The organism is Streptomyces sp. NPDC048297, assembly GCF_043201585.1.
Lineage (GTDB): Bacteria > Actinomycetota > Actinomycetes > Streptomycetales > Streptomycetaceae > Streptomyces.
The window spans coordinates 21,024-37,459 of sequence record NZ_JBICZA010000010.1 but is presented as its reverse complement, the minus strand read 5'-3'; the positions used below and the strand labels follow the sequence as shown (position 1 = coordinate 37,459).

Annotated in this window: 16 protein-coding genes and 1 pseudogene; 10 read left to right on the top strand and 7 right to left on the bottom strand. The window is 70.6% G+C overall.

Annotation, left to right across the window (positions count from 1 at the left end):
- The first annotated feature begins 102 nt into the window (after positions 1-102).
- From ACGFYV_RS13235 to ACGFYV_RS13210, 6 genes are all read left to right on the top strand, one after another.
- Positions 103-927, top strand: coding sequence for an alpha/beta fold hydrolase (locus ACGFYV_RS13235; protein ID WP_393878470.1), 825 nt, complete (start codon positions 103-105; stop codon positions 925-927).
- 74 nt (positions 928-1,001) lie between these two features.
- Positions 1,002-1,841 (top strand): alpha/beta fold hydrolase, encoded by an 840-nt coding sequence (locus ACGFYV_RS13230; RefSeq protein ID WP_393878469.1) that lies wholly within the window; start codon positions 1,002-1,004, stop codon positions 1,839-1,841.
- Between the two features lie 11 nt (positions 1,842-1,852).
- Complete coding sequence (locus ACGFYV_RS13225) at positions 1,853-2,647, top strand: alpha/beta hydrolase (RefSeq protein ID WP_393878468.1); 795 nt, start codon at positions 1,853-1,855, stop codon at positions 2,645-2,647.
- Between the two features lie 127 nt (positions 2,648-2,774).
- Positions 2,775-3,563 (top strand): MBL fold metallo-hydrolase, encoded by a 789-nt coding sequence (locus tag ACGFYV_RS13220; protein WP_393878467.1) that lies wholly within the window; start codon positions 2,775-2,777, stop codon positions 3,561-3,563.
- Positions 3,564-3,645: 82 nt separating this feature from the next.
- Positions 3,646-4,278 (top strand): isochorismatase family cysteine hydrolase, encoded by a 633-nt coding sequence (locus tag ACGFYV_RS13215; RefSeq protein WP_393878466.1) that lies wholly within the window; start codon positions 3,646-3,648, stop codon positions 4,276-4,278.
- Positions 4,279-4,305: 27 nt separating this feature from the next.
- Complete coding sequence (locus ACGFYV_RS13210) at positions 4,306-4,848, top strand: hypothetical protein (protein WP_393878465.1); 543 nt, start codon at positions 4,306-4,308, stop codon at positions 4,846-4,848.
- Between the two features lie 24 nt (positions 4,849-4,872).
- Here the strand turns inward: ACGFYV_RS13210 and ACGFYV_RS13205 are convergent, their stop codons facing one another.
- The 4 genes and pseudogenes from ACGFYV_RS13205 to ACGFYV_RS13190 all read right to left on the bottom strand — a co-directional run.
- Positions 4,873-5,535, bottom strand: coding sequence for a TetR/AcrR family transcriptional regulator (locus ACGFYV_RS13205; RefSeq protein WP_393878464.1), 663 nt, complete (start codon positions 5,533-5,535; stop codon positions 4,873-4,875).
- A gap of 242 nt (positions 5,536-5,777) precedes the next feature.
- Entirely contained in the window at positions 5,778-6,611 is an 834-nt protein-coding gene (locus tag ACGFYV_RS13200) for an alpha/beta hydrolase (RefSeq protein WP_393878463.1), read from the bottom strand.
- A 119-nt stretch (positions 6,612-6,730) separates the two neighbouring features.
- Positions 6,731-7,258 carry a response regulator transcription factor gene (locus ACGFYV_RS13195; RefSeq protein ID WP_393878630.1) on the bottom strand — a complete coding sequence of 176 codons (528 nt, stop codon included), beginning with the start codon at positions 7,256-7,258 and terminating at the stop codon, positions 6,731-6,733.
- A gap of 471 nt (positions 7,259-7,729) precedes the next feature.
- Positions 7,730-7,981 (bottom strand): annotated as a pseudogene (locus ACGFYV_RS13190) (transposase); the annotation flags it as partial.
- Between the two features lie 516 nt (positions 7,982-8,497).
- Between ACGFYV_RS13190 and ACGFYV_RS13185 the strand changes: the two are divergent.
- The 4 genes from ACGFYV_RS13185 (at position 8,498) to ACGFYV_RS13170 (ending at position 12,852) form a co-directional block, all read left to right on the top strand.
- On the top strand, positions 8,498-9,154 hold the full coding sequence (locus ACGFYV_RS13185) for a tryptophan 2,3-dioxygenase family protein (RefSeq protein ID WP_393878462.1): 657 nt from the start codon (positions 8,498-8,500) through the stop codon (positions 9,152-9,154).
- Complete coding sequence (locus ACGFYV_RS13180; protein ID WP_393878461.1) at positions 9,100-10,566, top strand: amidase family protein; 1,467 nt, start codon at positions 9,100-9,102, stop codon at positions 10,564-10,566. Before ACGFYV_RS13185 ends, ACGFYV_RS13180 begins: the two co-directional genes overlap by 55 nt.
- A 141-nt stretch (positions 10,567-10,707) precedes the next feature.
- A complete protein-coding gene (locus tag ACGFYV_RS13175; protein WP_393878460.1) occupies positions 10,708-11,943 on the top strand; it encodes a pyridoxal phosphate-dependent aminotransferase in 1,236 nt (411 codons plus the stop codon).
- 507 nt (positions 11,944-12,450) lie between these two features.
- Positions 12,451-12,852 carry a carboxymuconolactone decarboxylase family protein gene (locus ACGFYV_RS13170; RefSeq protein WP_393878459.1) on the top strand — a complete coding sequence of 134 codons (402 nt, stop codon included), beginning with the start codon at positions 12,451-12,453 and terminating at the stop codon, positions 12,850-12,852.
- A 492-nt stretch (positions 12,853-13,344) separates the two neighbouring features.
- Here ACGFYV_RS13170 and ACGFYV_RS13165 read toward each other — a convergent pair whose 3' ends face one another.
- The 3 genes from ACGFYV_RS13165 to ACGFYV_RS13155 all read right to left on the bottom strand — a co-directional run bounded on the left by ACGFYV_RS13165 (position 13,345) and on the right by ACGFYV_RS13155 (position 16,288).
- Positions 13,345-13,638, bottom strand: coding sequence for a hypothetical protein (locus ACGFYV_RS13165; protein ID WP_393878458.1), 294 nt, complete (start codon positions 13,636-13,638; stop codon positions 13,345-13,347).
- Positions 13,639-13,798: 160 nt separating this feature from the next.
- Positions 13,799-15,283: an AAA family ATPase gene (locus ACGFYV_RS13160; RefSeq protein ID WP_393878457.1), complete on the bottom strand. Its 1,485-nt coding sequence runs from the start codon at positions 15,281-15,283 to the stop codon at positions 13,799-13,801.
- Between the two features lie 27 nt (positions 15,284-15,310).
- Positions 15,311-16,288 (bottom strand): helix-turn-helix domain-containing protein, encoded by a 978-nt coding sequence (locus tag ACGFYV_RS13155; RefSeq protein WP_393878456.1) that lies wholly within the window; start codon positions 16,286-16,288, stop codon positions 15,311-15,313.
- Positions 16,289-16,436 lie beyond the last annotated feature (148 nt).

Sequence of the window (16,436 nt, the reverse complement as noted above, 5' to 3'; positions counted from 1 at the left end):
GAGAGACCGCGGTCAGTACTACGTGCTGTACGTGGTGCGGGCTCCCCTCCACCCGGCCGATGCTCGGAGGGCAGGAAAACCCCTTGAGACAAGAGGATTCCCATGCCCTTCGTCACCGCATCCGACGGCGCCCAGATCTACTACAAGGACTGGGGTACGGGCCGCCCGGTCGTCCTCAGCCACGGCTGGCCGCTGAACTCCGACAGCTGGGAGGCACAGCAGCTGTTCCTGGCCACCCACGGCTACCGGGTCATCGCCCACGACCGGCGTGGCCACGGCCGCTCCGACCAGACGTGGAACGGCAACGAGATGAACACCTACGCCGACGACCTCGCCACCCTGATCGACACCCTCGACCTGCGTGACGTCACCCTGGTCGGGTTCTCCACCGGCGGCGGCGAGGTCGCCCGCTACGTCGGCCGGCACGGCACCTCTCGCCTCGCCCAGGTCGCGCTCGTCTCCTCCGTCCCGCCGTTCATGCTCAAGACCGACGACAACCCCGGCGGGGTCCCGGTCGAGAACTTCGACGCGATCCGCGCCGGTTCCCTCGCCGACCGCTCCCAGCTCTACCGCGACCTGGCCGACGGGCCGTTCTTCGGCAACAACCGCCCCGGCGCCGACGTCTCGCAGGGCATCCGCGACGCCTTCTGGCGCCAGAGCCTCCAAGCCGGTCACCGCGGGGCCTACGAGTGCGTGGCCGCGTTCTCCGCGACCGACTTCCGCGCCGACCTGGACGCCATCGACGTACCCACGCTGGTCGTCCACGGCGACGACGACCAGGTCGTGCCCTTCGACGTCGGTGGCAAGGCGTCGGCCGCCCGGATCAAGAACGCGACCCTGAAGGTCTACCCGGGCGCCCCGCACGGCATCACCGACACCCACAAGGAACAGCTCAGCGCCGACCTGCTGGACTTCCTCAACTCCTGAGGACCTGAGGACCAGACCACCCCTGTCCCGGCGGCAGCACCGCCGCGGACCACCCGACCCCAGGAGCCCACTCGATGAACCCCACCCGACGGCGGCCCGGCCGCCGTGTCCTCAGCGCCGGCCTGCTCGCCGGTGCCCTCGTTCTCGGCACCGGTGCGGCTGTCGCACCCGTCTCCGCCAGCGCAGCGGAAACGAGCGGTCCCAAGCCCACCGTGGTCCTCGTCCACGGCGTCTTCGCCGACGCCTCCGGCTGGTACCAGACCATCGACCAACTGCAGAAGGCCGGCTACCCGGTCATCGCCCCCGCGAACCCCCTGCGCGACCTGAGCGGCGACTCGGCCTACGTCTCCAGCATTCTCGACACGATCGAAGGCCCGGTCATCCTGGTCGGACACTCGTACGGCGGTGAGGTGATCACCAACGCCGCACGCGGCCATGCCAACGTCAAGGCCCTCGTGTACGTCGCCGCGTTCGCGCCCGACCAGGGCGAGAGCGCGCTGCAACTGGCCTCGAAGTTCCCCGGCAGCAAGCTGCCGACCGCATTGGTCCCCCGTGACTACCCGCTGCCCGACGGCGGCACCGGACAGGACGGATACATCGACCCGGCGAAGTTCCGCGAGGTGTTCGCCGCCGACCTGCCCTGCTCCCAGACGCGGCTGATGGCCGCCGCCCAGCGTCCCGGCAGCGTCGGAGGGCTGGCCGGCACCAGTGGCGAACCGGCCTGGAAGAGCCTGCCGTCCTGGTACGTCATCCCCACGAACGACAACGTCATACCGGCCGCCGTGCAGCGCTTCATGGCCGAGCGCGCCCACAGCCGCACCGTCGAGGTGAGGGGCTCGTCCCACGTCGTGATGATGTCGCACCCGGACGTCGTGGTCCGGCAGATCCAGGCCGCCTACCTGGCCACCCGTTGAGGAGCGCACCGATGCAACCCGACACGATCGTCCTCGTCCACGGCTTCTGGGTGACACCACGGGCCTGGGAGAACTGGATCACCCACTACCGGAGCAAGGGCTTTCGCGTCATCGCCCCGGCCTACCCCGGCTTCGAGGTGGAGGTCGAGGCTCTCAACGCCGACCCGAGTCCCATCGAGACCTTGACCGTGCCCGCCATCATCTCCGCCCTGGAGAAGATCCTCACCGAGCTGGACCGCCCGCCGGTCATCATGGGGCACTCGGCCGGCGGCGCGTTCACCCAGATCCTGCTCGACCGCGGCTACGGCGCCGCCGGAGTGGCCATCAACTCCGCACCCACCGAGGGCGTGGCCGTCGTACCGCTGTCCCAGGTCCGCTCCACCTTCCCGGTGCTGAAGAGCCCGGCCAACCGCCACCGCGCGGTCGGTTTCGACTACGACCACTGGCGCTACGCCTTCACCAACACCTTCCCCGACGACCAGGCCCGCGCCACCTACGAGCGCTACCACATCCCCGCACCGGGCAGCATCGTGTGGGGCAGCGCGCTGGCCAACATCCACCCCGGACACTCCGACACCTACGTCGATTACCACAACGCCGGCCGGGCGCCGCTGCTGTTCTGCTCCGGTGAGCACGACCACCTCATGCCGCCCAAGGTGCAGCAGTCCAACGCCAAGCACTACAAGGCCGACGGCACCGTCACCGAGGTCACGGTGTTCCCCGGCCGCTCCCACCTGATGCCCGCCCAGGACGGCTGGCAGGAGGTCGCCGACCACGCCCTGGACTGGGCTCTCGCCCACGCCTGAGTCAACGCCGTCCACGTCTGAGCCCTCGCCGCCCGGCCCATGCTTGAGCCATCGTCGCCCACGCCTGAGCCATCGCCGCCCGGCCCGGGACGAGCGTCGCTCGTCCCGGGCCCGGAAGGACACCCTCATGAGCGACCTGCGCATCACCCACATCGGCGGCCCGACCACGCTGATCGAGACCGGTGGCTGGCGACTGCTGACCGACCCGACCTTCGACCCGCCGGGCCGGCGCTACGCCTTCGGCTGGGGCACCTCCTCGCACAAGCGGACCGGTCCCGCCCTCGCCCCGGCGGACCTGCCGCCCATCGATGCCGTCCTGCTCAGTCACGACCATCACGGTGACAACCTCGACACCGCCGGCCGTGCGCTGCTGGGGACGGCGGACGTCGTCCTGACCACCCCGGCCGGCGCCCGGCGGCTCGGCGGCAACGCCCGTGGCCTGACGCCGTGGGCCGCGACCCGCCTGCACGCCCCGGGCCGCCCCGCCATCGACGTCACCGCCACACCCGCCCGCCACGGCCCACCGCTGTCCCGGCCGCTCACCGGGCAGGTGACCGGCTTCGCCCTCACCTGGGAAGGGCAGCGGCACGGCGCACTGTGGATCTCCGGGGACACCGTCCTGTACGACGGCCTGCGGCAGGTCGCCGAACGGCTGACCGTGGACACCGCGTTGCTGCATCTGGGCGGCGTGCGCTTCCCGATCACCGGCCCCGTCCGCTACACCATGACCGCGGCCCAGGCCGTGGACCTCTGCCGTCTCCTGCGCCCCCGCACCGCCATACCCGTCCACTACGAAGGCTGGCACCACTTCCACGAAGGCCGCGACGCCATCGAGCGCCGCATCGCCGCCGCTCCGGCCGACATCCGCAACCGGTTCCGCTGGCTGCCCGCCGGAACCGCCACCGACATCGAGTGACACCACATCGAGTGACACCACATGTCGTGGCACGACATCGCGTGACACGACATACACCAGAGCCAGATGCGAGGTACAGATCATGACCACCGACGGCTACGACAGCTCCCGCACCGCCCTCCTGCTGGTCGATCCGTACAACGACTTCCTGTCCGAGGGCGGGAAACTGTGGCCGCGCGCGAAGCAGGTGGCCGAGGCCGTGAACCTGCTCGACCACATGCGCCAGGTACTCGCCGCCACCCGCGAAGCCGGCATCCGCACCTTCTTCGTCCCCCACCACCGCACCGCGCCCGGCGACTACGCCGACTGGGCCCACCTGTCCGCCTCCCAGGCCGGGACCGCGCAGGGGAAGATCTTCGAGAAGGGCTCGTGGGGCGGCACGTTCCACCCCGACTTCCAGCCGCGGGACGGCGAGATCGTCGTGGCCGAGCACTGGTCCGCCAGCGGCTTCGCCAACACCGACCTCGACCTCCAGCTCAAGCAGCACCGCATCTCCCGCATCGTGCTGATCGGCATGCGCGCCAACACCTGCATCGACACCACGGCCCGCTTCGGCCAGGAACTCGGCTACCACGTCACCCTCGTCAAGGACGCCATCGCCTCCTTCCGGCCCGAGGAGATGCACGCGACGTTCGAACTCAACGCCCCCACCTACGCCCACGGCATCCTCACCACCGACGAATTCGTCAAAGCCCTCCCGCGACACGCCGCCTGACCGCCCTCGACATCCCCGGAGACTGCCATGTCCGACATCCGTACCGACCTGGCCGTGACCCAGTCCACGTTCACCGCCACGATCAACGCCCCCCTGAACACGGTCGACATCGCCAAGTGGCTGTTCGGCCTTCCGGAAGCCGAGTACCAGCGGTGCGCTCCGCCGGACCACATCGCCTGCGGATCCACGATCACCGACGACGGCCGCCCGATGTCCATCAACGTCGAACAGGTCGGCCCCACCCTGATGGTCCAGCACTACGTCGGAGAGATCACCGAACCCCATCACTGCCGGTTGGTCTCCTTGTCCGACCTGTTCACCCCCTACGGCCGCTACAACGCCCAGGTCATCTGGGACCTCAGCGTCACCGCCGTCGACGCCGATCGCTGCCGGTTCACCAACAGCGTCACCGCCCACCCCGCCGACAACTACCTCGCCGCCCTTGAGGAGCACGGCGTGGCATTCGAAGACGCGGTCAAACTCAGCCGGCCCGCCGGCGAAGACCACAACCGCCGGGAGACCCCCTTGTTCGCCGCCAGCATCGAACGGGCAGCCCTCGGCAGTCGGTGAACCGGACCGGGACGCGCAGGAACGTCAGGCGCCGGGGCGGTCGCCGGGCTCGTTCAGCTGGAGACTGTTGATCCAGATCCGGTTGAGGCTGGTCACCAGGCGCTCGAAGCCGATGCGCTGCTCCAGCACGAACACGAAGTAGGCCATCCGGCTCACCATCATCGACAGCGCGTGCGCCGTCACCAGCGGGTCGAGCCCGGGGTCGGCCTGGCCGCTGTCCTGCAACTGCCGGATCAGCCTGGCGTTGCGCTGTGCGAACGCGTTGCCGCGCTGGATACGCAGGTCGCGGAACCGCTCGTCGACCTGCGCGACCTGCTCGAAGAGCGCCATCAGGCGGGCGTTTCGCTTGTAGGAGCGCAGGTACTCGCGGTTGGAGGCGTCGATGAGTTCCCGGGCGTCGGTGATGCCGGTGCGTTCGCGCAGGTGCGGGTGGAGCATTTCCTCCTGCACCTGTGCGACGACCGCCGCGAAGATCTCTTCCTTGTTGGTGAAGTAGGTGTAGAAGGACCCGGAGGCGACCCCTGCGGCCTGGGAGATGTCGGTGATCCGCGCGTCCAGGTAGCCGTCGCGTTCGAACACTTCACGAGCACCGGCGACCAGCGCGTTCCGGGTCCGCTCACCACGCTTGCTGCGTGGGGGGTTCGTCCGCGCGCCCGCCGCGTCGTCGGCCGGGACCTGGGCTGCCACACGTGTCCCTTCGCTCGCCTCGGCGGCTTCGGGCGTCCGGGCGAGGCACCGCCCCGGCCGCCGCCCGGGATGATACCAATCGCCTTCCTGCCCCGGCGAGTTGCGCCGGCACGCCCGCTCCGTTCCGGGGTCACCGTGTCGTCGGTACGGCGCGCGTCCTGTCGTGGTTGGGACATGTCGCAGATGCGACTCCGGATGCCGCCGACACCCCGTGTGTGGGGGGCGGCGGCCCGTCGGTGTGCTCAGGCGAAGCGGCGGACGAACGTCAGGGCCGTGTCGGCGACTTCCTGCCAGCCGCTGTCGATGGTGAGGGCGTGGCCCCGGTCGGGGATCTCGGTGATCTCGGTGACGCCGGGGTTGTGCAGCTGCTGCTTGTAGGACGCGTTGGCGATGGCCCACGGGACGGTGTGGTCCTTCTCGCCGGAAATGATCAGGAGCGGGCCGCGGCCGGGGTTCTCGGTGTCGACCCTGGCCTCCGTCCACGGGTTGACGTTGGCGGTCGCGGCCTGGAAGACCGGGGCGCCGGGGGCCGGGACGGCGAACGTCCCGAACAGGTACTTGGCCTCCTCCTCGCTGACCGCGTTGGCGAAGGCGTAGCGGAACTGCTCGAAGGTGAGCGGGACCGCGCGGTGCCGGTTGGCCGGGTTGCTCAGCACCGGCGCGGACGAGCGCAGCGCGGAGACCGGCAGGGGCAGCACCCCGCGGAAGGGGGCCGGGTCGATCGCCACGGACGCCGCCGACAGACCGCGGCCGGCGAGGATCTGGGTGAGCAGGCCGCCGAAGGAGTGACCGATGACGACCGGCTTGCGGTCGAGGCGGCCGATCAGGTTCTCCAGGTGGTCGGCGACCTTGCCGACGGTCTTGCCGGCGAACACCTCGGGGTTGCTGTTGGCCTCCTCCACGGTCTGCGGGTCGTCCGGCCAGGAGAGGGAGACGGCGGCGTACCCCGCCTGGTCGAAGTACTCCACCCAGCGGTCCCAGCTGCTGGGCAGCAGCCACAGCCCGTGGACGAAGACCACGGGGGTCAGGCCGGATTCGTTGGCGGCCTTGATCTGCTGTTCATCATGTGCGGACATGGCGGCAGGCTAGGAGGCGCCGGCCGCGGGGCGGGATCGTCAGATGACGGGGCGGCCGACGTATTCGGTGCGTCAACGGTGCGTCAACGGTGCGTCAACGCGTGTCAGCCGCCGGGTGCTCACTGCGGCTGGGACCGCAGGGCGTCGCGCAGCGCCGCGCGGGAGCGGATCCCCAGCTTGGGGAAGATCTTGTACAGGTGGGTGCTGACCGTCCGCGGCGAGATGTACAGCCGGGCGCCTATCTCCTTGTTGCTGAGTCCCGTGGCCGCCAGTTCGGCGATCTCCAGTTCCTGCCGGGTCAGCAGTCCCTTCTCCTCGGCCGGTTCCGGCTCCGCCGGCCGCGCGAGGGCGTCGAGTTCCGCGCCGGCGGCGTCCGCCCAGGGGCGGGCGCCCAGCGCGTCCAGGGCGCGCCGCGCGGTCGTCAGGTGCTCGCGGGCGGTTTCGGCGCTCCGCCCGTGCGTGCGCAGCCAGCGGCCGAAGGCGAGCTGGACCCGGGCCCGGTCGAACGGGGAGTGGGCGCCGGTGACCGCCAGCGCGCGCCGGAACCCGGCCTCGGCCGCCTCCACCGGACCGGCGAGGGCAGCCGCCGCGTGGGTCAGCAGCTCCAGCCGGGGCGAGAGTTCGTCCAGCCGCGCGCGCCGCGCCATCGCCGTGTGGACGCGTGCCTCGGCGATCCGGCCCGTGTACACGGCCGCCTCCACCAGGTCGTACACCGACCAGATGGCGCGCGGGTTCAGCTGGGGCAGGCTGCCGGGCGGGCTGACCAGCGCGCAGTCGCGGTACGCCGCCTCGTAGTCCCCCTGCCCCAGGGCGAGCAGCGCGCGGGCCTGCCGGGCGGACACCTGGAGCAGGCCGAGGCGGCGCGGTTCGCTCCAGGCGAGGATGTCCCGGGTGAGCGTGCCGACCGTGTCGGCGTCGCCCCGTACGGCCGCCACCGTGGCGAGCTGGGAGGCCAGCCGGAACTGCGAGAGAGTGTGCCCGAGTTCCTCCGCCATCGCCAGACCCTCCCGGGCCATCGCCTCGGCCTCCGCGAAGCGGCCGGCGAAGAAGGCCTCGTGGCCGAGCAGGACGGTGCCGTAGCACCACTGCACGAAGGTGCCGCCCTCCCGGGAGCGCCGGGCGACCTTGCAGCCGACGTCCCGGGCGACGGTCAGGGGGAGGGGTTCGATCGAGGTGGGCTGGTCCACGATCACCAGCACGGTGCCGAACTTCGCGGCCGGCTTGTCGAGGACGGCCCGCAGCTTCGGCTCGCTGCTGGGCAGTTGTTTATCGAAGACCTTCTTCCTGGCCGGGGTGAGCCCGTGTCTGCGATGGGCGCTCATGGCGATGTTCAGGCCAAGGAAGGCGCCCACGTCGTCGAAGTCGTACAACCCACCCTGCCGAATCGGGTACGTGCTGGGCTGGCCAGCGAGTTGGCGGCGTATGCGCGGCATCCACGTTGTGCAGACCTGCCGCCCGTAAGCGGTCGGGCATCGCGTCGGGCCAGGCGGTAGTCGGACCTCTCGTCAGCATCTCCAACGGCGCCTCTTGGGCACGGTGACACCACCCCCAGGTCATCCGCTCGACAGGGGGAACAGCCATGCCGGGCCCGGAGGCCAGCAGTCCCGTCGCGGAACCGCGAAGAACACAACGGGGGAGACCCGGACTTGGCCGCCGGCGACTTCGGCCACGCCGCCTGAGCCGGTCGACGGGATCCAGGGACGGCGGCAGCCCGTCGGCCGGGGAGCCGTGATGAGTGCGATGTTCACTGTCCGAATTTGATGGGCACACTTCGAGTGATGTCGTGCTCCTACCTACTCCAATGCGCCCTGCCGGGCCTGGTTTAGTTCGGAGCGTTCAGGGAAGCGAGGGACAAAGTGCCAGGAAGCGAGTACGCGACGTATCTCATGCTCCCCAAGCTGCTGAGCTTGCAGCAGCCCCGCAGCTGCGGCCAGGGGGAGGCGGTCCGGGACTCCGAACACTTCTTCATCGTGGTGCATCAATCCGCAGAGCTGCTGCTCGGGCAAGTCGTCGGCGATCTGATCGCAGTCGCCCGCGCCGGTGAGCGAAACCCGTGCGACTGGGCCGAGGTGGAGTCGCGGCTGACTCGCGCCGTTGGCATCGCAGGCCTTCTCCAGCGGCATATCGAGGTACTGGAGCACTTGCCGCGCGAACACTTTCACGCTTTCAGGGCGCAACTGGGCACAGCCACCGGCGGCCAGTCCGAACAGTTCGCACGAATATTCGCCATGCTCGGCAGGGGCGAGCCGACCGGCTCCTCGGAGCCTGGGCGGGACAGTGGCGGCATGTTGGAGGGACCGGGTGGACCACCCCCCGCGGGCGTCACGGAGGGGCTGGCCGCCTTGAGGCAGGCGATGCGTCGCTGGCAGGTGGCCCATATCGCCCTGGCGGAGCGGATGCTCGGGGACGCGCCGGGCACGGGTGGGACTGCGGGCTCAGCCTGGCTGCGATCGCGCCTGCTCCCGGTTCCGGATCCCGGTAGCCGGGCATGGTCGACACGCCGGGCATGCCCGGCCCACATTGGAGGGGCGGATCCCGCATGAATGCCGACCGGCTCTCTCTCAGACAGACGGTTGCGGCAGCCGCGACAGGCCGTATGTCGGCGGTCGACCAGGTGCGCGCCTGTGCCGACGTGCACGTCCGGTCCCGCTCGCTGCGTGCCTTCACCCAGGTAGATGTCGCAGCGGCACTCCGGGAAGCGGAGCAGGCCGATTACCTCGCCGGGGAACGGGAACTGCCGCTGCACGGGGTGGTCCTGGCGGTCAAGGACAACATCGACACGTCCGGGTTCGCCACAACGGCAGGGACCCCGGCCCTTAAGGCGCACCGCCCCCGCACCGACGCCGCAGCGGTGCGGGCCCTGCGCGAAGCCGGCGCCGTGGTGCTGGGCAAGGCCAATATGCACGAACTTGCCTACGGTGTGACGACTAACAACGCGCTCTTCGGGCGGGTACGCCACCCATTGCGCCCGGAGCGGATCGTCGGCGGCAGCAGCGGGGGCTCGGCGGCTGCGGTGGCCGCCGGGATCGTATCGGCGGCGCTGGGCACCGAGACGGGCTGTTCGGTGCGGGTACCAGCGGCTCTGTGCGGGCTGGTGGGATTCCGGCCGACCACCGGCGCCTACCAGGCGGAGGGCGTGGTACCGGTCTCCTGGACCCGGGACACCGTGGGTGTACTGACACGTTCCGTAGATGACGCCGTTGTGCTGGACACCGTCCTGCGCGGTCAGCCTGCGCTCCCGGCCACCGTCGTCGACGGCGGCCTACGCGGGCTCAGGCTGGCTGCCCCGCGGCGGCCGTTCCGCGAGGGCATGAGTGCCCCGCTGCTGGCCATATTCGACGCCTGCCTGGCCACCCTGGAGAACGCCGGCGTCGAGATCACCGAGGACGACCTTCCCGAGGGCGTCCAGGAGACGGTGACCGCGTGCGGGATGCCGATCGCCTTGTACGAAACCCCTCGCGGTATCGATCGCTATCTTCACGGACACGGACAGCCGATGCGGTTTTGCGACATCGCCGCCCAGGTGGTCGGCGCCGACGTCGCCGACCTGCTGCGTCCCCTTACAGAACACGGTGTGCCAGACGAGCAATATCAGGATGCGCTCACCCACCGTGCGCGTCTGGACCGCGTGCTGCGCGGTTTCCTCGCCGCACGGCACGCGGACGGGCTCATCGTCCCCAGTGCCCCAGTGACGGCCCCTAGGCTGCTGCCCGGCGAGCACCTGGACGTCGACGGCCGCCCCGAACTCGCCTTCCCCTTCCTGGTCCGCAACGCCGATGCCTCCAGCATCCTGGGTTGGCCGGCGATCAGCCTTCCCGCTGCCAGGGACGCACAGGGACTTCCCTTCGGCATCGATCTGCAGTTCCCCCCGGGCGGTGACCGCGCCCTGCTCACCGCAGCCCGCGCCTGCGAGCAGGTATGGCGTCAAGAAGGCCACCACCGCGGCACGCACTGACGGCATCCCGCCCTGGAACAGGAAGGAAGTCCTGCCATCCACGATCTCGCCGACATCGTCGCCGACCACGGCTACCCGACCCCCTACGACGACGCCGCTCTTCTCCACGAGTACCAGGCCACCGGACACGACCCGGCCGACGTGATCTACCTCAGCCTGGGTGAGACCTGGAGCCAGGCCGCCCCAGGCCTGCGTGACGCCCTCGCGGCAGACCTGCCGGCGCACTGCCACGGCTACGTCCTCAGCCCCTACGGCCTGCCCGACCTCCACCGCCTGCTGCGCACCTACATCGCCCGTGACCACGGCCTGGACGCCGTCGCTGTACCCGGCACCGACTACGAGGTGGCCGTCTCCCAGAACAGCACCCGCAACGCCATGTTCCACTTCGGGCGATGGCTACGCGAAAACACCCCGACGCCCGCTGGCGGCAGACCTATCGCCTTGTGCTCCACGCCAGGCTGGGACTACCCGGGTGTCTACACCGCACTCGGTTACGAGATGCGCTGCTTCCCCCTCGACCCGCTGACCGGCTATCAGCCCGACCCCCAAGAAGTGGCCCAGCTCCTGCGCCAGGCGCGGCGCGACACAGACGGCCCTCTGCTGCTGATTGTCAACGCCCAGCACAACCCCACCGGCGCCAACTGGGACCCGGACACCGTGCACTTCATGATCCGCGCCGCTATCGACACCGGTGCCGACCTGCTCATCGATGACGCCTACTACGCCGTGCACAACCCGGACATCGCTCCCACCAACACCCTGCGCATCCTGCTCGAAGAGCTCAGCGCCCTACCGCCCGCACGCCACCCCCGCTGGCTGGCGGTACGGTCCCTGGGGAAACAGTTCCACTGCAACGGCTGGGGCATCGGTGCACTGACCGCCGCGCCCCACACGCTCACACAGCTCCTCACCCGTCTACTGCCCCAGTACACCTACGTATCCGCGGTCCCTCTCCAAGCGGCAATGGCCCGGTGGCTCCAGTCACCCACCAGCGAGCGCTATCTCGCCCAGCAGCGCTCCGAATACGCCGCGAAACGCGCGGAGGTCACCCGCCTCCTCACCGGAAGCCTCGGCTACCCGAGGACGGCCTTCTTCCCCGGCGAGTGCGCCTCCTACCTGCTGCTGCGTATCCCTCCCTGGTACCAGGGCACGGCCCGCGGCTCGCAAGAGGACTTCCGGCTCCACTGCCTGTACCGCAGTGGCGTCCTCCTCGGCGAAGCCCACATGTCCACTCCCGGCCGGCCGGCGAACGACTCCCAGGGCTATGTCCGCCTCTATCTCGGCCCACCCCAACCGGTGCTCACCGAAGCCCTGGAGAGGATGCGCGCCGCCGGACTGGTGTGGAACCCGGCCCCGGACTACAGCACCACAGCCTGACAGTGAGGATTGACCATGGCATCGTCCGGAGGTCTGACTCCCCGCCCGACTGACGTCTCGGCTGTCCCTGGGGCGAATCGCCGGCCGGCCGGGCGATGCCGCGTGGCGCGTGCCCTTCGCTACGTACAAGTTGGAAGGGCAGTACACACCAGCATGGCGACAGCCGAGATAGCGGTCATCGGCGGGATCGACACCCCCGCCGATCTCCACCAGGCCGCGGTCGCCGACGGCATCGGTCGGTGCGTGGCCACCGAAGCGTTCGCCACCACACGGAGGGGGAGACCACCAGCGGCTACTGGACTGGCTTAGCTCGCATGGCGCGGTCCTGGCCGTCGGGATCGTAGGCACCGGTGCCTACGGGGCTGGGTCTGCTCCGTTCCTCGCGGCAACCGTCCATGTGGTCCACCCCGCTCACCCGTTCCAACAGACCCTTCGACGTATAGGAGCTTCGACCCCAGCACCGCCGCCTTCCCCGCTAACAGACTACGACCACGGAGGTAAGGAACCATGAACAAGAACGCGGGATCCCGTCTGGAGCGCGGACGAGCCATGATGCACAGCATCTCGCCCGATGTGGGTGACTCCATGGTGGACAATCTGCGCAGCGTCGCCCCGGATTTCGAGAACCTGCTCGTCGGATTCGCCTTCGCCGACATCTGGGCGCGGCCCGGCCTCCCCCTGCGCGAACGCGCTTTGATACGGCTCGCCGCCCTGGCTGCCCTGGGCGCTCCGCCAACCGCCACCCGGGCCAACATCGATTCCGCCCTCCACATCGGCCTGTCATCCGACGAAGTCGCCGAAGCCTTCCTCCAGACCCTGCCCTACGTCGGCTTCCCCCATCTGATCAACGCCCTGGAAACCCTCAAGACAGTCGTCGACGGACCCGCACCCAACGACTTTCACAAATGAGTAGTTCCGCGGGGCTGCTGGACCCCAGCGGGCCATGTCTGGATTGTCCCTGATCTTCATTCTCGCGCCCTCTCGCAGAACAGCTTTCGCACGAAACTTTCCGCGAGAGGCCCTGCGGCATGCGAACCGCGTAGGAGCCGGTCTGAATGTGTCGTGTCGCGGGGAGGGTGATATATCGGAAGAAGGGTCGGTCGGCTGATCCCAGCCTGGTGGTGCTTGACACCCAGAACGTGCACGCGTCTGCCGGGGTGCACGCGAAGACGACCGGACGGTGCGCGGTGAGAAGGTGCCAGGCCGCAAGAGCGGCCTGGCCATTGGCGTGTTAGCCCTGTAGTACTAGTGATCGCGGTGGTGACGATGGCTGCCTCCGCCCAGGACAATGCCGTCGGCACCGTCCTGGGACAAGGTCGCTGCTGGGACCGACACGTCCCAAAACCTCTGGTCGAGCAGGGGTTCAGGAACACCGTGGTGCCCACGGCGAGTAAGTGGGCATCACGGTCGAAGTGGTCGGGAACGAACCCGGCGGACGCCGGGTTCGTTCCCGAGGGCGATGTCCTCGTCGGGGTGGACCGCCGCCAGTGCCCGGTGCCACACCCGGCGGTCCCGGTCGTACTCCTCGGCGGCCAGCGCCTCGTGGACCCGTCGGCGCTCCTCGGCCGGCGCCCCGTGGTACACCGCCGAGCGCAGCAGCGGATGCCGGAAACCGACCCCCTGCCCGAGCACCAGGAACCCCCGCTCCTCGGCGAGGACGGCCGCCCGGCACCCAGCCTGCTTGCGGCCCGCCACACCAGATGGGTGTTCCCGGAGGTCTCGGCGGCGGCCACCAGCAGCAGGGTCCGGGTGTCGGCCGGGACCGCCGCCACCCGGTGCCGGAAGACCTCTTCGAGACGGCGCCCCACCGGCAGCGGGTCCGGGAGCGGGGCCGTGCCCGACAACTGCTCGGCGGTCAGCTCCGCGCGCAGTTCCAGCAGGGCCAGCGGATTGCCACGGGTGCCGGCGACCAGCCGCCCGGCGACCCGGTCGTCGATGCGCGCCCCGTCGAGCAGGTCCCTCGCCAGGTCCTCCGGGAGCCCCTCCAGGCGCAGTTCGGGCAGACCGGCGAGGACCGGGCCGCGGTCGTCCGGGTGCCGGTGCCGAACAGCAGGGCGATCCGGCCGGAGCCGACGCGCCGGGCGGCGAAGGCGAGGGTGTCCGCGGACTCCCGGTCCAGCCACTGGGCGTCGTCCACGACGCACACGACGGTCCGTCCGCCGGCCGCCTCCGCCAGCAGGCCCAGCGTGGCGAGACCGACCAGGAAGCGCTGCGGCGCGGGACCGGACTCCAGGCCGAACGCCGTGCCGAGCGCCCGGCGCTGCGGCTCGGGCAGGGCGGGCAGACCGTCCATGAACGGCGACAGCAGCAGGTGCAGTCCCGCGTACTGCAGGTCCGACTCGGACTCGATCGCCGCGATGTGGCTCACCCGGGCGGCGTCGGCCGCGACCACCGCGTTGCGCAGCAGCGACGTCTTGCCGACCCCGGCCTCCCCACGGACCACCAGCACCCCGCCGTCCCCACGCCCCGCCCGCCCGATGACGTCCCGCACCGCGACCAGCTCAGCGACGCGACCGAGGAACCGGGTACCGGCCGGGGGCGGTTGGGTGACGGTGGGGGGCGGGGGTCGGGTGCCGGCCGGGGAGGGTTGCGTGCCGGCTGGGGAGGGTTGCGTGCCGGCTGGGGGCGGTTGGGTGCCGGTCGGGGAGGGTTGTGTGCTGGCTGGGGGCGGTTGGGTGCCGGTCGGGGAGGGTTGCGTGCCGGCTGGGGGCGGTTGGGTGCCGGTCGGGGAGGGTTGCGTGCTAGCCGGGGGCGGTTGGGTGCCGGTCTGGGACGGTTCGTCCGCCGGGGGATGCCGGGTGTCGGCCGGGGACGGTTCTGTGCTGGCTGGGGACGGCCCTGTGCCGGGCGAGGACGGCTGTACGCCGGTCGGGGAGGGTTGTGTGCTGGCTGGGGACGGTTCGTCAGTCGAGGACGACTGTGTGCCGGTCTGGGACGGTTCGTCCGCCGGGGGGTGCCGCGTGCCGGTCGAGGACGGCCCTGTGCTGGCCGGGGACGGCTGTGTGCCTGCCGGGGGCGGTTGGGTGCCGGCCGGAGAGGGCTGTGCGCTGGTCGGGGACGGTTCGTCGGTCGAGGACGGCTGTGTGCCGGTCTGGGACGGTTCGTCCGCCGGGGGATGCCGGGTGCCGGTCGGGGAAGGCCCTGTGCCGGCCGGGGACGGTCCTGTCCCGGTCGAGGACGGCTGTGTGCCTGCCGGGGAGGACCCTGTGCCGGCAGGGGAAGACCCTGTGCCGAGCGGGGACGGTCCTGTGCCGGTGGGGGAGGACCCCGAGCTGACCGGGGACGGCTCTGTGCCGGCCGGGGAGGGCTGTGTGTCGGCCGGGGGTGGTTCGTGGGACATGGTGGCTCCTTCAGCCTGCCCGGCCGGTCAGTCCCGGGGGCCGTCGGCCGGGAGGCTGCGCGCACGCCATTCGCCCGGCGGCATGCCGTAGGCATCCTTGAACAGGCGCCCGAAATGACTGACGTCGGTGAAGCCGTGACCGCGGGCCACCGAAGCGATCGTCAGCCGGCTCCCGCGCGGATCGGACAGGTCGGCGCGGCACGCCTCCAGCCGGCGGGTGCGGATCCACTCGCCCAGTTCGATGCCCGCGCGGGCGAGAACGCCGTAGAGATGACGGACGGAGATGCCGAACTCCCCGGCGATCCCCGCCGCGCTCAGAGCGGGATCGTCGATACGGCGCCGTACGTGCTCCATGATCCGCAGCGCCAGCGTGTTCTCCAGCGGTTCGCGGGCCCGGTCCGCCGCGCCCAGCTGGGTGGCGATCATCGCGCGGACCAGTTCGACGGCCGCCCGGTCCACCGCGTGCGCGCCGGGACTCTCCGCCAGCGCGCGGGAGCGGGCCAGCCGCGACATATGGGTCGCCGCCAGGGCGGCCACGGGGTTGTCCGGACCGAGCCGGGTCGCGGTGATCTCCCCGAGCATCCGGTCGGGCAGGGCGAGACGGGCCCGCGGAACACAGAAGTAGTGGTGGTGGGTTCCGTCCTTGTTGACGGCGGTGAAGGGCTGCGAGCTGTCCACCAGGACCATGTCGCCGGCGTGTACGACCGCCTGCCGGTCGTTCTGTACGACCGTGGCGGTGCCCGACCGCTGCACGGCCAGGATCAGCCGCGTCTCGGAGCCGTCCCGCGTATGCCGCGGGGTGCGCCGGATCGTCATCGGAGTGGTCCGGACGGAGAACTGGGTGAGCCTTCCGACCCGGCGGATCGTGCCCCGCGCGGCGATGGTGCGGTCGGCGGCGTGGTGGTCGACGTCGACCCACAGGACCGAGGGTCCGACGGCGGCGCGGAGCGCCTCGGCCCGGTCCACCGGGGCCAGGTCCCGCACGTCGAAGGTCACGGCCGTCATGATCGGTTCCTCCGAGCTGCTCGAACGGTCGACGCCGGCCACGGCAGGCGCGGCCCGCCTAGAGAATAGGCTTCCGGCACGCCACCGGAGCCGCCGTTATATGCACGGTCGTCTGCGTACTGTGCACATCTGCTTCTCAACCGTGTAC

Coding starts and splice junctions, on each gene's coding strand:
- ACGFYV_RS13195 (WP_393878630.1), bottom strand. CDS start 7,258: ATGGCGCGGCGCGCGCGGCTGGACGAACTCTCGCCCCGGCTGGAGCTG.
- ACGFYV_RS13180 (WP_393878461.1), top strand. CDS start 9,100: ATGGTCGACACGCCGGGCATGCCCGGCCCACATTGGAGGGGCGGATCC.
- ACGFYV_RS13220 (WP_393878467.1), top strand. CDS start 2,775: ATGAGCGACCTGCGCATCACCCACATCGGCGGCCCGACCACGCTGATC.
- ACGFYV_RS13200 (WP_393878463.1), bottom strand. CDS start 6,611: ATGTCCGCACATGATGAACAGCAGATCAAGGCCGCCAACGAATCCGGC.
- ACGFYV_RS13225 (WP_393878468.1), top strand. CDS start 1,853: ATGCAACCCGACACGATCGTCCTCGTCCACGGCTTCTGGGTGACACCA.
- ACGFYV_RS13155 (WP_393878456.1), bottom strand. CDS start 16,288: ATGACGGCCGTGACCTTCGACGTGCGGGACCTGGCCCCGGTGGACCGG.
- ACGFYV_RS13215 (WP_393878466.1), top strand. CDS start 3,646: ATGACCACCGACGGCTACGACAGCTCCCGCACCGCCCTCCTGCTGGTC.
- ACGFYV_RS13210 (WP_393878465.1), top strand. CDS start 4,306: ATGTCCGACATCCGTACCGACCTGGCCGTGACCCAGTCCACGTTCACC.
- ACGFYV_RS13230 (WP_393878469.1), top strand. CDS start 1,002: ATGAACCCCACCCGACGGCGGCCCGGCCGCCGTGTCCTCAGCGCCGGC.
- ACGFYV_RS13170 (WP_393878459.1), top strand. CDS start 12,451: ATGAACAAGAACGCGGGATCCCGTCTGGAGCGCGGACGAGCCATGATG.
- ACGFYV_RS13235 (WP_393878470.1), top strand. CDS start 103: ATGCCCTTCGTCACCGCATCCGACGGCGCCCAGATCTACTACAAGGAC.
- ACGFYV_RS13160 (WP_393878457.1), bottom strand. CDS start 15,283: ATGTCCCACGAACCACCCCCGGCCGACACACAGCCCTCCCCGGCCGGC.
- ACGFYV_RS13185 (WP_393878462.1), top strand. CDS start 8,498: ATGCTCCCCAAGCTGCTGAGCTTGCAGCAGCCCCGCAGCTGCGGCCAG.